This is a genomic window from Variibacter gotjawalensis (genome assembly GCF_002355335.1).
Taxonomy (GTDB): Bacteria; Pseudomonadota; Alphaproteobacteria; order Rhizobiales; family Xanthobacteraceae; genus Variibacter; species Variibacter gotjawalensis.
Genome location: NZ_AP014946.1, coordinates 4,206,912 through 4,219,736, shown reverse-complemented (window position 1 = coordinate 4,219,736; position 12,825 = coordinate 4,206,912). Strand labels below are relative to the sequence as shown.

15 protein-coding genes are annotated in these 12,825 nt (G+C 63.1%); 7 read left to right on the top strand and 8 right to left on the bottom strand.

Annotated elements, in window-relative coordinates:
• Positions 1-35 precede the first annotated feature (35 nt).
• Positions 36-590 carry an ActR/PrrA/RegA family redox response regulator transcription factor gene (locus tag GJW30_RS20655; RefSeq protein ID WP_096358257.1) on the bottom strand — a complete coding sequence of 185 codons (555 nt, stop codon included), beginning with the start codon at positions 588-590 and terminating at the stop codon, positions 36-38.
• 81 nt (positions 591-671) lie between these two features.
• Positions 672-2,006, bottom strand: coding sequence for an ActS/PrrB/RegB family redox-sensitive histidine kinase (locus GJW30_RS20650; RefSeq protein ID WP_096358256.1), 1,335 nt, complete (start codon positions 2,004-2,006; stop codon positions 672-674).
• A 79-nt stretch (positions 2,007-2,085) separates the two neighbouring features.
• On the opposite strand from GJW30_RS20650, the gene GJW30_RS20645 reads away from it, so the two are divergent.
• The 3 genes from GJW30_RS20645 to GJW30_RS20635 are packed head-to-tail and all read left to right on the top strand — an operon-like array spanning position 2,086 to position 4,540.
• Positions 2,086-2,835 (top strand): ABC transporter ATP-binding protein, encoded by a 750-nt coding sequence (locus GJW30_RS20645; RefSeq protein WP_096358255.1) that lies wholly within the window; start codon positions 2,086-2,088, stop codon positions 2,833-2,835.
• 26 nt (positions 2,836-2,861) lie between these two features.
• Complete coding sequence (locus GJW30_RS20640) at positions 2,862-3,629, top strand: ABC transporter permease (RefSeq protein ID WP_096358973.1); 768 nt, start codon at positions 2,862-2,864, stop codon at positions 3,627-3,629.
• Between the two features lie 50 nt (positions 3,630-3,679).
• A complete protein-coding gene (locus GJW30_RS20635; protein ID WP_245408581.1) occupies positions 3,680-4,540 on the top strand; it encodes an MBL fold metallo-hydrolase in 861 nt (286 codons plus the stop codon).
• Positions 4,541-4,555: 15 nt separating this feature from the next.
• Here the strand turns inward: GJW30_RS20635 and GJW30_RS20630 are convergent, their stop codons facing one another.
• Positions 4,556-5,533, bottom strand: coding sequence for a magnesium transporter CorA family protein (locus GJW30_RS20630; RefSeq protein WP_096358253.1), 978 nt, complete (start codon positions 5,531-5,533; stop codon positions 4,556-4,558).
• An 85-nt stretch (positions 5,534-5,618) separates the two neighbouring features.
• Positions 5,619-5,813 (bottom strand): hypothetical protein, encoded by a 195-nt coding sequence (locus GJW30_RS20625; RefSeq protein WP_096358252.1) that lies wholly within the window; start codon positions 5,811-5,813, stop codon positions 5,619-5,621.
• 314 nt (positions 5,814-6,127) lie between these two features.
• Between GJW30_RS20625 and GJW30_RS20620 the strand changes: the two genes are divergently transcribed.
• Positions 6,128-6,820, top strand: coding sequence for a L,D-transpeptidase (locus GJW30_RS20620; RefSeq protein ID WP_197703746.1), 693 nt, complete (start codon positions 6,128-6,130; stop codon positions 6,818-6,820).
• Between the two features lie 215 nt (positions 6,821-7,035).
• Here the strand turns inward: GJW30_RS20620 and GJW30_RS20615 are convergent, their stop codons facing one another.
• The 3 genes from GJW30_RS20615 to GJW30_RS20605 form a co-directional block, all read right to left on the bottom strand.
• The gene (locus GJW30_RS20615) at positions 7,036-8,229 is read right to left on the bottom strand and encodes an ABC transporter substrate-binding protein (RefSeq protein WP_096358251.1); all 1,194 of its coding nucleotides are present in this window, start codon (positions 8,227-8,229) and stop codon (positions 7,036-7,038) included.
• A gap of 119 nt (positions 8,230-8,348) precedes the next feature.
• Positions 8,349-8,966, bottom strand: coding sequence for a 2-hydroxychromene-2-carboxylate isomerase (locus GJW30_RS20610; RefSeq protein WP_096358971.1), 618 nt, complete (start codon positions 8,964-8,966; stop codon positions 8,349-8,351).
• 11 nt (positions 8,967-8,977) lie between these two features.
• Positions 8,978-9,703 (bottom strand): SDR family oxidoreductase, encoded by a 726-nt coding sequence (locus tag GJW30_RS20605; RefSeq protein ID WP_096358250.1) that lies wholly within the window; start codon positions 9,701-9,703, stop codon positions 8,978-8,980.
• Positions 9,704-9,864: 161 nt separating this feature from the next.
• Here GJW30_RS20605 and GJW30_RS20600 point away from each other — a divergent pair, with 161 nt between their 5' ends.
• Complete coding sequence (locus tag GJW30_RS20600) at positions 9,865-10,452, top strand: cupin domain-containing protein (protein ID WP_096358970.1); 588 nt, start codon at positions 9,865-9,867, stop codon at positions 10,450-10,452.
• Here the strand turns inward: GJW30_RS20600 and GJW30_RS20595 are convergent, their stop codons facing one another.
• Complete coding sequence (locus tag GJW30_RS20595) at positions 10,453-11,502, bottom strand: hydroxyacid dehydrogenase (RefSeq protein ID WP_096358249.1); 1,050 nt, start codon at positions 11,500-11,502, stop codon at positions 10,453-10,455.
• Positions 11,503-11,606: 104 nt separating this feature from the next.
• Between GJW30_RS20595 and GJW30_RS20590 the strand changes: the two genes are divergently transcribed.
• On the top strand, positions 11,607-12,149 hold the full coding sequence (locus tag GJW30_RS20590; protein ID WP_245408580.1) for a thiamine pyrophosphate-binding protein: 543 nt from the start codon (positions 11,607-11,609) through the stop codon (positions 12,147-12,149).
• A 38-nt stretch (positions 12,150-12,187) separates the two neighbouring features.
• Positions 12,188-12,754: a thiamine pyrophosphate-dependent enzyme gene (locus GJW30_RS20585; RefSeq protein WP_245408579.1), complete on the top strand. Its 567-nt coding sequence runs from the start codon at positions 12,188-12,190 to the stop codon at positions 12,752-12,754.
• Positions 12,755-12,825 lie beyond the last annotated feature (71 nt).

Genomic DNA, 12,825 nt, shown 5'->3' with positions numbered 1-12,825 from the left:
CTACCAGAGCCGTGACGCGATGGCTGAGGCGCGAACTACTTAGGCGCGCGTTTAGCCAAGATGCGCTGCAGCGTGCGGCGATGCATGTTGAGGCGGCGCGCGGTCTCCGAGACGTTGCGTCCGCAGAGTTCGTAGATGCGCTGGATGTGTTCCCAGCGCACGCGGTCTGCCGACATCGGCTGCGCGGGCGGCTCGGGCTTGCGGCCCTCGATCGCGAGCAGAGCCGCGATGACGTCGTCGGCATCGGCGGGCTTAGCGAGATAGTCGACGGCGCCGAGCTTCACGGCATTCACGGCGGTCGCGATGTTGCCGTAGCCGGTGAGCACGATCGCGCGCGCTTCCGGGCGGCGGTTGGCGAGCGCCGACAAAACGTCGAGGCCGTTGCCGTCTCCCAACCGCATGTCGACGACCGCGAAAGCAGGTGGAGCTTGGGCGACCTGGACGAGGCCATCGGCCACCGTCTCGGCGGTCTTTACATCGAAGCCGCGCGCTTCCATGGCGCGCGCGAGGCGGACCAGGAACGACTTGTCGTCTTCAACGATGAGCAGGGTTTTGTCGGCAGGCAGGTCGAACGCAAGTTCAGACATCATGTTCCCTCTTAAGGTCGCTGAGGTAGCGACACGCCCGACGCGGGCGATTGAGCCGATAACCTAGTGACTAATGGCGAAATCTCAAGCGTTTGCGGTTTCGGATTGCGCGCCGGAGGGCCGCGAATCGTCGAATTCGGCGCGTTTCCAGCGCACGGAAACGACTGCGCCATGGTCCGGAGCGGCTCTGTTGGCGAAAGCGATGGTCGCGCCGGAGCGCTCCAATAACGTTTTCGCGATGAAGAAACCGAGGCCAAGACCCTCCGGCTCGCCGTCGGGTCCGACGCGTTTCCGTCCGCGTGTCGTCAGGAACGGCTCGCCGAGGCGATCCTTCACGGCGGCCGAGAAGCCCGGGCCGTCGTCCGCGATGGTGAGTGTGATTTCCTGGCTCGACCAGCGCGCCGCGATCTCGACGCGCTCCTTGGCGAAATCGACCGCGTTGTCGACGAGGTTGCCGAGGCCGTAGAGCAATGCCGGCGTGCGCCGTGTGATCGGCTCGCCGGCACGGTCCTGCGGCATCACGATATCGATGTCGATGCCGAATTCGCGATGCGGCAGCACGATCTCCTCGATCAGTGCAGTGAGCGTGACACGGTCGAACGACTCGTCGGCGGAAAGCTCCGTGAGCTTGGAGAGGATTTCGCGGCAGCGCTGCGCTTCGCTGCGGAGCAGCTGCACATCCTCGGTGTGCGGCGAATCTTTTTCGAGCGCGCGCTCGAGTTCTTTGGCGACCAGCACGATGGTGGAGAGCGGTGTCGCAAGTTCATGCGCGGCGGCGGCCGCGAGGCCGTCGATCTGCGACATATGCTGTTCGCGCGCGAGCACGAGTTCGGTGGCGGACAAAGCGTCGGAGAGTTTTCGCGCGCCTTCGGCAATCTGCCACGCATAGACGCCGATATAGATCAGCGCGAGCAAGATCGAGAGCCAGACGCCGAGCATGTAGATCGGCGGCAGCGTGAGCGGATCATCGCTCGCCCACGGCAGCGGCTGATGCACGAAGACGAGCAATGTCGCGCACGACACCGCGAGGCCGCCAAGCAGCAACGTATATTGCGGGGGCAGCGCCATCGCGCCGACGATGACGGGAGCGAGGAATAGGAACGCGAACGGGTTCTGCAGACCGCCCGTGAGATAGAGCAGGGCGGCGAGCTGTGCGATGTCGAAGGCGAGCAGCCAGGCGGCGCGATCCGGCCGGATGCGCGGTTCCTGGTTCTGCTGCAGCGAGAGCGCGATGTTCAGCCATGCCGAGATCGAGACGACGATCAGGCAAGGCCAGAGATCGAGCTCGAAATCCAAGACGTGATGGACGATGAGAATCGCCGCCGTCTGCCCGAACACCGCGAGCCAACGCAGACGGACGAGCGTATCGAGGCGCACATTGCGCTCGGGGCCAGATTCGGGAGCGACGCGCCACAGCATGGCGCCATTGTAACGGTCTCACAGCACCCGCGCAAAGTCGGCTTGCGCGCAGCCTTCCGACGCGCGACAAAGCGCCCCCATGTCCATCGTCGTCGACAAGCTCGTCAAAGAGTACAAGACCGGCACTGCCGTCGGCGGCGTGTCCTTCACGTTGCCGAAAGGCTCCGTGACGGGTCTGCTCGGCGGCAACGGCGCCGGCAAGACGACGACCATCGCGATGATCATGGGCCTGACGCTGCCGACCTCCGGCGCCGTTTCGGTGCTGGGCGTCGACATGCTGCGGCACCGCCACCAGGTGCTCGCGCGGATGAATTTCGAAAGCCCGTATGTCGAGATGCCACTGCGTCTCACGGTGCGCCAAAATCTCAAAGTTTTCGGCCGTCTCTATGGCGTGCGCGATCTTGACGCGCGGATCGCAACGCTCGCGCAGGAACTCGATCTCGTCGAGCTGCTGGATCGGCCGGCCGGAAAGCTCTCGGCCGGACAGAAGACGCGCGTGTCGCTCGCCAAAGCGCTCGTCAACAATCCGGAAGTTTTGCTGCTCGATGAGCCGACGGCATCGCTCGATCCGGACACCGCGGATTGGGTGCGCGCGCGGCTCGATCGCTATCGCCACGAGCGCGGCGCGACGATCCTGCTTGCCTCGCACAACATGGTGGAGGTCGAGCGCTTGTGCGATCGCGTCATCATGATGAAGCAGGGCCGGATCGTTGACGACGGCACGCCTGACGACTTGCTGACGCGTTACGGCCGCGCGAATCTCGAAGAGGTCTTCCTCGACGTCGCGCGCGGGCGCGGCATCGCGGCGGAACGGGAGGCGGCGTCGTGACGGGCTCGCTCGAGCGCATCGGCGCAATGGTGCTGCGCTATTGGTATCTGCTGCGCTCGTCGTGGGTGCGGCTGGTCGAACTCGTGTATTGGCCGGCCGTGCAGATGCTGATGTGGGGCTTTTTGCAGGGCTACATCAATCAGAACTCGACCTTCTTCGTGAAGGCGGGCGGCGCGTTCATCGGCGCCGTGATGCTATGGGACATTCTGTTCCGCGGGCAGCTCGGCTTCTCGATGTCGTTCCTCGAGGAGATGTGGTCGCGCAATCTCGCGAACCTGATGATGTCGCCGCTGCGGCCGGCAGAATTCATCATCGCGCTGATGATCATGAGTTTGATCCGGCTCGCCATCGGGATGATCCCGGTGAGTTTCCTGGCGATCGGGTTCTTCGACTTCAATCTCTATGCGATGGGGCTCGCGCTCGCGGCGTTCTTCATGATGCTGATGCTGACGAGTTGGTCAGTCGGCATCCTCGTGTCCGGGCTAGTCGTGCGCAACGGGCTGAGCGCCGAGCTGTTCGCGTGGAGCATCATGTTTCTGCTGCTGCCGCTTGCGTGCGTTTACTACCCGGTGTCGGCGCTGCCGACGTGGCTGCAGCCGGTCGCTTGGGCGCTGCCGCCGACCTATGTGTTCGAGGGGATGCGCGAATTACTGGTCAACAAGGTGTTTCGCGGCGATTTGATGCTGTGGGCCTTCGGGCTCAACGCGCTCTATTTCGTCGCCGCGTCGGCCGCGTTCATCGGATTGCTGAATTCGGCGCGGCGAGAAGGCGCATTGCTGCAGACCGGCGAATAGTTGCGCGCAGGTGTGGACGCGGTAGAGTCGCCGTTATGCAAGCGACCGCAATGAATCCTCTCGTCGAGAGCTTCTTCGATTCCGAAACGTCGACCGTGAGCCACATCGTGCACACGGGCGCGGGTTCGGATGCGGCGATCGTCGACTCGGTGCTCGACTTTGATCCGAAGTCCGGCCGCACCAGCCGCGAAAGCGCGGATCGCCTGGTCGATTTCATCGCGCGCGAGAAGCTCACGGTCGTCTGGCATCTCGAAACGCATGTGCACGCGGATCATCTGTCGGCCGCGCCATATCTGAAGAACAAGCTCGGCGGCAAGATCGGCATCGGCGCAGGCATCGTCGAAGTGCAGGAGACGTTCGGCAAGGTTTTCAACTTCGGCCTCGATGTTTCGGGTACCGGCGCGGAGTTCGACGAACTGTTCGCCGACGGCGCGACATTCCGCATCGGGCCGCTCGAAGGCCGCGTGCTGCATGTGCCGGGGCATACGCCGGCGGATGTTGCTTACGTGATCGGCGACGCGGCGTTCATCGGCGATACGTTATTCGCACCCGATCTTGGCACGGCGCGCGCGGATTTTCCGGGCGGCGATGCGCATACACTCTATCGCTCGGCGCGGCGGATTCTGACGTTGCCGGGCGAGACGCGGCTGTTTTTGTGTCACGACTATCCGCCGGAGGGACGCGATGTCGTGATGCACACGACGGTCGCGGAGCAATGCGCGAAGAACAAACATCTGGCGGACGGGATCGGCGAAGATACGTTCGTCGAGATGCGCGAGGCGCGCGACAAAACGCTCGCGCTGCCGACGCTGATGCTTCCGTCCGTGCAGGTGAATATGCGGGCCGGGCAGTTACCTCCGAAGGAAGAGAACGGCGTCGCCTATATCAAGATCCCGCTCGATCTGATGTGAGCGGACGACGCCGGCTTACAGCCACTTCTTCCATTTGAAATAGTAATACGGCAGCGCGGCGGCGAGGACCATCAGGATGATGGCCATCGGATAACCGTAGTCCCACTGAAGCTCCGGCATCTGCTTGAAGTTCATGCCATAGATCGACGCGATCAGCGTCGGCGGCATCAGGCCGACGGCGGCGACCGAGAAGGTCTTGATGATGTTGTTCTGCTCGATCGAGACGATGCCGAGCATCGCGTCGAGCAGGAAGGTGATCTTGTTCGACTGATAGCTCGCGTGATCGAGAAGCGATTGCACGTCCCGCTGCATGGTTTTGAGCTGCGCGCGGAATTCCTTCGGCCACTTCATGCCGTCCGCCTCATTGGCGAGGAACAGGACGAGCCGGCCGACCGAGACCAGACATTCGCGGACCTTAGAGTTGAGGTCCGCCTTGCGGCCGATCGAGCGCATGATGTGATTGTATTGCAGCGTGCGGTTGGCGCGCTTCTGCGTCGGCTCGAACACCTGATGCGAGACGATGTCGACTTCGGCCGCGTTCTTTTCGAGAATGTCGGCGGTGCGATCGATGATCGCGTCGAGCAATTCCATCAGCACCGACTCGCCAGTCGGCGATGGTCCGCAGGCGCGCACGAGCTTGAGCGAGATCAGCGCGAACGGCTTCGGTTCATCGTAGCGCACCGTGACGAGGCGGTGGCCGGCGAGAATGAAGGTGACCGGTGTCGTCTTTGGCGCATCGGTGTCCGAACGACACATCAGTGTTGCGGTCATGTAACGCGCGCCGTTCTCAATATAGAGGCGCGACGAGACCTCGATCTCGGCCATGTCCTCGCGAGTCGGCACTGAGACGCCGACCATGCGCTCGACGAGCTTGTCTTCCTCGACGGTGGGCGTGACGAGGTCGATCCAGATCGCGGCCTCGGGAGGCTCTACGCCTGGACCGCCACTGATTTTCTCGAGGGACGTTCCGCGGGGAACAAAGTAAGTGAGCATTGGCGCTCCGAAACCGAAGGGGCGCTCCCCCTATGGTTCTGTCGCGCCAAAGTTGCAAATGAAATTCTGATGTCTGCCTAGAGCGCTAGTCTTCAAACCGGGCGAGGACCTGCAGGACGCGGCGGCGCTGCTCGCGTTCCGGGTCATCCGGCTTCTTCAGGCTTCCGGCGGCGGCGACGGCCGGGATGCCGATTCGGCCGTAACGCTGTTCGAGATAGCCGCTCTCTTGGATTTTGCGTTGCGAATCGCGGGGATCGGGCCGCGGGGACAGCTTATTCATGGAATGCTCCTTGGGTCCGCCCCCGTTTTGAGCCTCGTTCGGGGCAGGATTGGCAGGAGTCTGTCCTCCAGATGAGGCGCTAGCGGACCCGAAGTGCGACGAAGATCAGGCAATTTTTTTGGCGTTTGCCTCTCGCATGATCAACGCAATGTAAACGGGCACCGCTCAACCCCCGCTAGAGGGTCGTTTTGAGGCTTTGCGGCCACAGGCTGCGGCTTCCGTGTCGCGTGCAGCGCGGTAGGTCATGGAAAAATTACCTGTTTTCCCGTATGCCTAGGCCTAGATCAGACACATCCTCGATGGAAGATACCAAGATGTTGACCCGTGGGGTCCTGGCCGCAGCGATCGGCCTTTCGTTCATGTTGGCGGGCTGCAACAGCGCGACCATGATGTCGTCGAAGCGTGAGCCGGCGCCGAAGTCGAGCCTCAAGCCGCGCGACAAAGTTCTATTGGCGAACACGCCTTATAAGGAAGTGGCGCCGCCGGAAGCTTACCAGCGCGCGATCGTCACCTATCACCGCAAGGAAGCGCCGGGTTCGATCGTGGTCGATTCCGACGCACGCTATTTGTATTACGTACAGGGCGACGGCACCGCGATCCGCTACGGCGTGACGGTCGGTGAAGAAGCGCTGGCGTTCTCGGGCGTCGCCAAGGTCGGCCGTCTTGCCGAGTGGCCGGATTGGATCCCGACCGCGGACATCAAGCGCCGTCTCGGCAACATTCCGGATCGTGTCGCGGGTGGCCCGAAGAACCCGCTCGGTGCGCGCGGCATCTATCTCTATCAGGGCAACAAGGACACGCTGTTCCGCATTCACGGCACCAACCAGCCGGAATATATCGGCGAAGCGATCTCGTCGGGCTGCATCCGCATGACCAACGAAGACGTCATCGATCTTTATGAGCGCGTGAAGACGGGGACGACGGTCGTCGTTCTCGCCCCGAAGCAGGGCGACTCGCCGTTCAACCCGCGCGGTCAGCAGCACGCGAACCTGTTCGGCCGCGACTAGGCGCCGACATTCACTGAATCGAAAAAGGCCGGCGTCATCGCCGGCCTTTTTGTTTTTGGGCTCAGATGTCATCCCGGACGGCGAGCAAGCGAAGCTGCGATGCCGATCCGGGATCCATGTTCCCCTGTGTGGCAGGGATACGTGGGTCCCGGCTCGCGCGGTTTGCTGCGCAAACTCGCTTGGCCGGGATGACAGCCGAGTGTGTTGCTCAGGCGCTATTTCTTCACCAGCGGGCAGCGCGATTCCGAGAGCGGCGTGAAGGCTTCTTCCGCCGGGATCGTGGTAACGAGCTTGTAATAGTCGAAGCGGCCGGACGACTCGGACGGCTTCTTCACCTCGACCAGATACATGTCGTGCACCATGCGGCCATCCTCGCGGATGCGGCCGTTGTTGGTAAAAGCGTCCTTGATCGGCGTCTCCTTCATGATCTTCATGACGGGCGCCGCATCCGCCGTGCCGGCTTTCTCCACCGCCTTGAGATAGTGCAGCACCGACGAATAGACCCCGGCCTGCGCGCTGGTCGGCGCGCGCTTCACGCGCTCGGAGAACTTTTTGACGAAGGCTTTGCTCTCGTCGTCGCGGTCGGCGAGGAAGCTTTCGGTCAGCAATAGGCCTTGCGCGGTTTCGAGGCCGAGGCTGTCGATGTCCGAGATGAAGGCGAGGAGGGCGGCGGGCTTCTGGCCGGCTTTGACGAGACCGAATTCGACCATCTGCTTGATGCCGTTGATCGTGTCGGCGCCCGCATTGGCGAAGCCGACGACTTTCGCCTTCGACGCCTGCGCTTGTAGGATGAACGACGACAGATCGTTGGTGTTGAGCGGGTGGCGAACTGCACCGAGCACCTTGCCGCCGCTCGCCTTCACGAAGTTCGTCGCCTCGCGTTCGAGATCGTGGCCGAAGGCATAATCGGCAACGACGAGGAACCACGAGTCGCCGCCCTGCTTGGTGAGGCCGGCCGCGGTGCCTTTCGAGAGCGCGTAGTTGTCGAAGACGTAGTGCACCGTGTAGGGGCCGCAGGCTTCGTTGGTGAGCCGCGTCGAGCCTGGGCCGTTGAAGACGATGATCTTGTTACGCGCGCGGGCGATCTCGCTGGCGGCGAGCGCGGTCGCGGAGGCCGCGACATCGAGGATCGCTTCGACGCCCTGGTTGTCGAACCATTCGCGCGCGGTCGCGGCGGCGATGTCTGCTTTGTTTTGATGATCGACGATCAGCACCTCGATCGGGCGGCCGAGCACTTTGCCGCCGAATTCCTGTACGGCCATGCGGGCGGCCGTTGCGCTGCCTTCACCCGTGATGTCGGCGTATGGCCCGGACATATCGAGGATCAGGCCGATTTTGTAAGGTTGTTGGGCGTGCGCGGTTGCGAGGCTCAGCGCGAGTGCCGCGATAGCGAGAAATGACCGCTTCATCGATCCCTCCCATTTTTCTTGTTGGGCGCTTGGCGCGCCTTGTTCGGACTAAAGACGACGCGCCGATGTCGCGCAAGCGGGCGCGGTCTGCGGCGCGGAACGGCCTTCGTTTTTTGCGCCTAGGCAGCGCCTTTCTTCGGCGGGGCGTAGGATTGGCCCTTGAGCGCCTCTTCGACAAATTCGAGGCGATCCTGGCCGAAGAACATCTCATCGCCGACGAAGAATGTCGGCGCGCCGAAGATGCCCCGCTCGGCGGCCGCGCCGGTGTAGAGTTTCAGCTTATCCTTCACGGCGTCCTCGGCGGAGCGTTTCGCGATATGCGCCGGATCGAGGCCGCCCGCCGTGAAGACTTCCGCGATCGTAGCGTCGTCCGCCATGTTCTTGCGGTCGGCCCACATCGCGTTGAAGCAAACGTCCATGTATTTCGGCAGGAAGCCTTCTTCCTCGGCGACGACAGCGCCGCGCATCATCTTGATCGTGTTGACGGGGAAGTGCGGGTTCATGCGGAACGGCACTTTGTATTTCGCGATGAAGCGCGCCATGTCGGTGCGGATATACGGCACCTTGAACGTTGCGTTCATCGGCGACACGTTGCCGGTCGCTTGAAAGACGCCGCCAAGCAGCATGATCTTCGGCACCAGCGTTGCGCCTGTGCGGGCGATGATCTCGGGCAAGCGGATATGCGCGATGTGCGCGTTCGGGCTGCCGAAGTCGAAGTAGAATTCCACCGTGCTCATGTTTCCTCCGGTCACCACTTTTCCATCCACGGACGCACGTCGAGTTCGTGCGTCCAGGCGGAGCGGTGTTGTGAATGCAGGGTCCAGTAGTTTTCCGCGATCGCGTCTGGATCGAGAATGCCGTCGTCCGGTAAGAGCGCGGCGCGCTCCGGGAAGTTGTCGCGGATGAAGGCCGTGTTGATGCCGCCGTCGACCACGATATGCGCGACGTGAACGCCTTCGGGGCCAAGCTCGCGCGCCATCGACTGCGCAAGCGCGCGGAGCGCATGTTTGGCGCCCGAGAAGGCCGAGAAACCTGCGCCGCCGCGCACGCTCGCTGTCGCGCCGGTGAAGAGGATCGTGCCGCGCTTGCGCGGGACCATGACGCGGGCGGCTTCGCGGCCGGTGAGGAAGCCGGCGAAGCACGCCATCTCCCAAACTTTGAAATAGACGCGCGCCGTCGTCTCGCGAATGCCGAAGCGGACGTTGGCGCCGATGTTGAACACAGCAACTTCGAGCGGGCCGACTTCACTCTCGATCTGGTCGACGAGCGCGATCATCGCGTCTTCCTTGCGCGCATCGACGCCGAACGCGCGCGCCTTGCCGCCGGCTTTCGTGATCTCGGCGACCAACGGCTCAAGCTTGTCGGCGGTGCGGCGAACGACGCAGGCCGTGAAGCCTTCGCGGGCGAAGCGCCGCGCGATTGCGCCACCTGTCGCATCGCCTGCGCCGATGATGAGCGCTGCCTTCTCGGCCATGCTTGTCCTCCCGCGAACCGTTGTGCAGAGCTTAAGGGGGAAGCCGACAGCAAGGAAAGAGCTTGTTCGGCGCGCACGCGTTAGTTCCGAAATGTGACTCTGTGCTTGCCAGTGCTGACGACGAGGCAGACACTGAGACCTCAACAAAATTCCGGGAGGCCCTGATGGCAAAAGCCAAAACGCGCAAGGTCGCGAAAGCCGCAAGGAGCACCGCGCGCAAAGTATCGGCTCGCAAACCTGCCGCGCGCAAAACGACCGCTCGTAAGGCTCCGGCGCGGAAGGCTCCGGCTCGCAAAAGCGCGGCGCGTAAGCCCGCCGCGAAGAAAGCCGCGAAGCCGCGCACACGCGCCGCATTGGCGAAACGCCCGCCGCAGACATTCGTCGCCAGCCATCTCGGCGCGCATTCGTTCGTCGAAGGGCTGCGCAGCTACGCGCGCTATCGCGAACTCGGGATCGCGGCGGCGACGCACGGTCTCGCGCAAGCCCATGTCGTGCAGTTCATACCGCCGTGCCGCCCGGAGGAAGTCTCCAAGCTGCATTTCCACGACGTCGACTTTCAGATGGTCTACGTGCTGAAGGGCTGGATCAAATCCGAATTCGCCGGCGAGGGCGCGCATGTGATGCGCGAGGGATCGTGCTGGATTCAGCCGCCGAAAGTGAAGCACAAGGTGCTCGACTATTCGGACGACTGCGAAGTGCTCGAGATTATTCTGCCGGCCGATTTCGATACGGTCGAACTCGAGAAGTGATCAGGCCGGCGTGACGCCGAATTCCTTGCGGAAGCGCTCGACATAAGCCGACCAGACTTCCGGATTCTGGATGCGCGGCGCACGGCCGCCATCGAGCGCCAGCAGCATCTGATCGGCCGCGATCTGGCCCATGTTGACGCGGGCTTCGTGCGTGACGCCTGCGGTGTGCGGCGTCACGATCACAGTGTCGAAAGCCATCAGCGGGTGATCGTGGGGCGGCGGCTCGTCGACCCAAACGTCGAGACCGGCGCCCGCGATCTTCTTAGCCTTCAACACATCCACGAGTGCGGCTTCGTCATGAATGCCGCCGCGCGCCGTCGTGATGAAGTAAGCATCCGGCTTCATCAGCGCGTATTGCGGCGCGCCGATCATGTTCGCGGTCTCTTCGTTGTATGGACAATGCACCGACACGAAATCAGACTCGCGCATAAGCTGGTCGAGTTCGACCTTCTCGGCGCCGTGCGCGGCGATCTGCGCGGTCGTGAGATACGGATCGTAAGCGAGGACGCGCATGCGGAACAGGCCGCGACAAAGCTCCGCGGTGCGTGTGCCGACGTTGCCGAGACCGACGATGCCGATCGTCTTGCCGATGATGTCGTGACCCATGAAAGCGTTGCGGCTGATGCCGTTCTGACGGCGCATGTAGCGATCGGTTTCGACGAAGCGCTTCGAGAGCGCGAGCATCATGCCGAGCGCGTGCTCGGCGACGGCTTCGCGATTGCCGCCGGTCTGCGCGACGACGAGGATGCCGGCCTTCGTGCAGGCCTTGGCGTCGACGGTGTCGAAGCCGGCACCGTTCGACGACACGATGAGAAGATGCGGCGCCTGTTCGATCAGGCTCTGCGTCACATGCAGATGCGGCACGAGTTCCTGGCGCGATGCGCCGACCTGATACGCATGCGCGCCGGCGAGAACGCGCGAGATCTCGACCTTATCGCTCTGGTGCGTTAGCGCATCGAGCGTCACGTCTTGGCGCGCTCCCAAGACCTCCAGAAACCGGTTCGACCGGTGCGGTTCGACATAAAACACACGCTTGCTATTCGGGACCATGGACGTAACCGCGGGCTGGACGACAGGGAGGCGAGCGCGCCAGAATGGCCGCTCAGGCCGGCCCGAGATCGGCCAATTCCGAACGCTTGTCAATGAAGCCGCCCATGCAGATTTCATCCACCGGAACGCAAAGCCAGACGTGGCATGCGATCGTCGCCGAAACGCTCAAAGCGAACGATGTGCGGCTCGTCGTCTACGTGCCGGACAATGTGCTCAAGCCGCTGATCATCGATCTCGAAGCGGATCCGTTCTTCACGATTTTTCCGGCGGCGCGGGAAGAGGAGGCGGTCGGCATCGTCTCGGGCGCGGCGATGGGCGGCATGCGCGGCATCGTGCTGATGCAGACCTCCGGCTTTGCGACGCTCGCGAATACGCTCGCGTCGCTGCCGGTGCCGTTCAACATTCCGGTGCTGATGATGGTGTCGGAGCGCGGCACGCTCGGGGAATTCAATCGCGGGCAGGCGCTGGTCGCGAAAACGATGCGGCCGATCCTCGATGCAATGGCGATGCAGCACCACACGATCGCGCGGCTTGACGAATGCCGCGAGATCACCGAGCGCACGATCCGCCAAGCGGTGGCGACGCGCTCGCCCACATGTCTCATTCTCTCGCCGTTGCTGACCGGCGGCAAAAAGTTTGCGGGGTAGTCATGGCGGAGTCTGCTTCAAGGCTTGGTGACAACAGGATGAATCGCAGCGACTTGACGCGGCGGCTGGTCGCGCGGCTCGGCGACGAAGCTGTGATCGGCGGCATCGGCAATACGAATTTCGATCTCTATTGCGCGGGTCAGCGTCCGCAGAATTTTTACATGCTCGGCAGCATGGGGCTCGCGATCCCGATCGCGTTCGGTGTCGCGCTGGCGCAGCCGCAGCGTCGCGCAATCGCGCTCGAAGGTGACGGCTCGTTGCTGATGCAGCTCGGCGTGCTGGCGACCATTGCGGCGCAGAAGCCGAAAAATCTCATCGCGGTCGTGATGGACAACGGTGCGTTTCAGGTCACCGGTGGTCAGCCGACGGTCGCGGTTGCGGCGGGCGCGGATTATGTCGCGATCGCGCAGGCGTGTGGTTTGAAGCAGAGTGCATGGGCGGAGGACGAGGCGAGCTTCGAAGCGATGATCGATCGCGCGCTGAAGGAAGACGGCCCGTGGTTCATCGCAGTGCGTATCGACGATAAACCCGCCGCCGGCTACACGGACCGCGATCCCGCGCGCATCACGGACCGGTTCATGCAGGGGTTGGGGACGCGGAGCTAGCACAGAGTTCGGCGTCGACGTTGTCGTCCCCTCCCTCCCGCGAGCGAAGCGAGTGGTGGGGAGGGACAGGG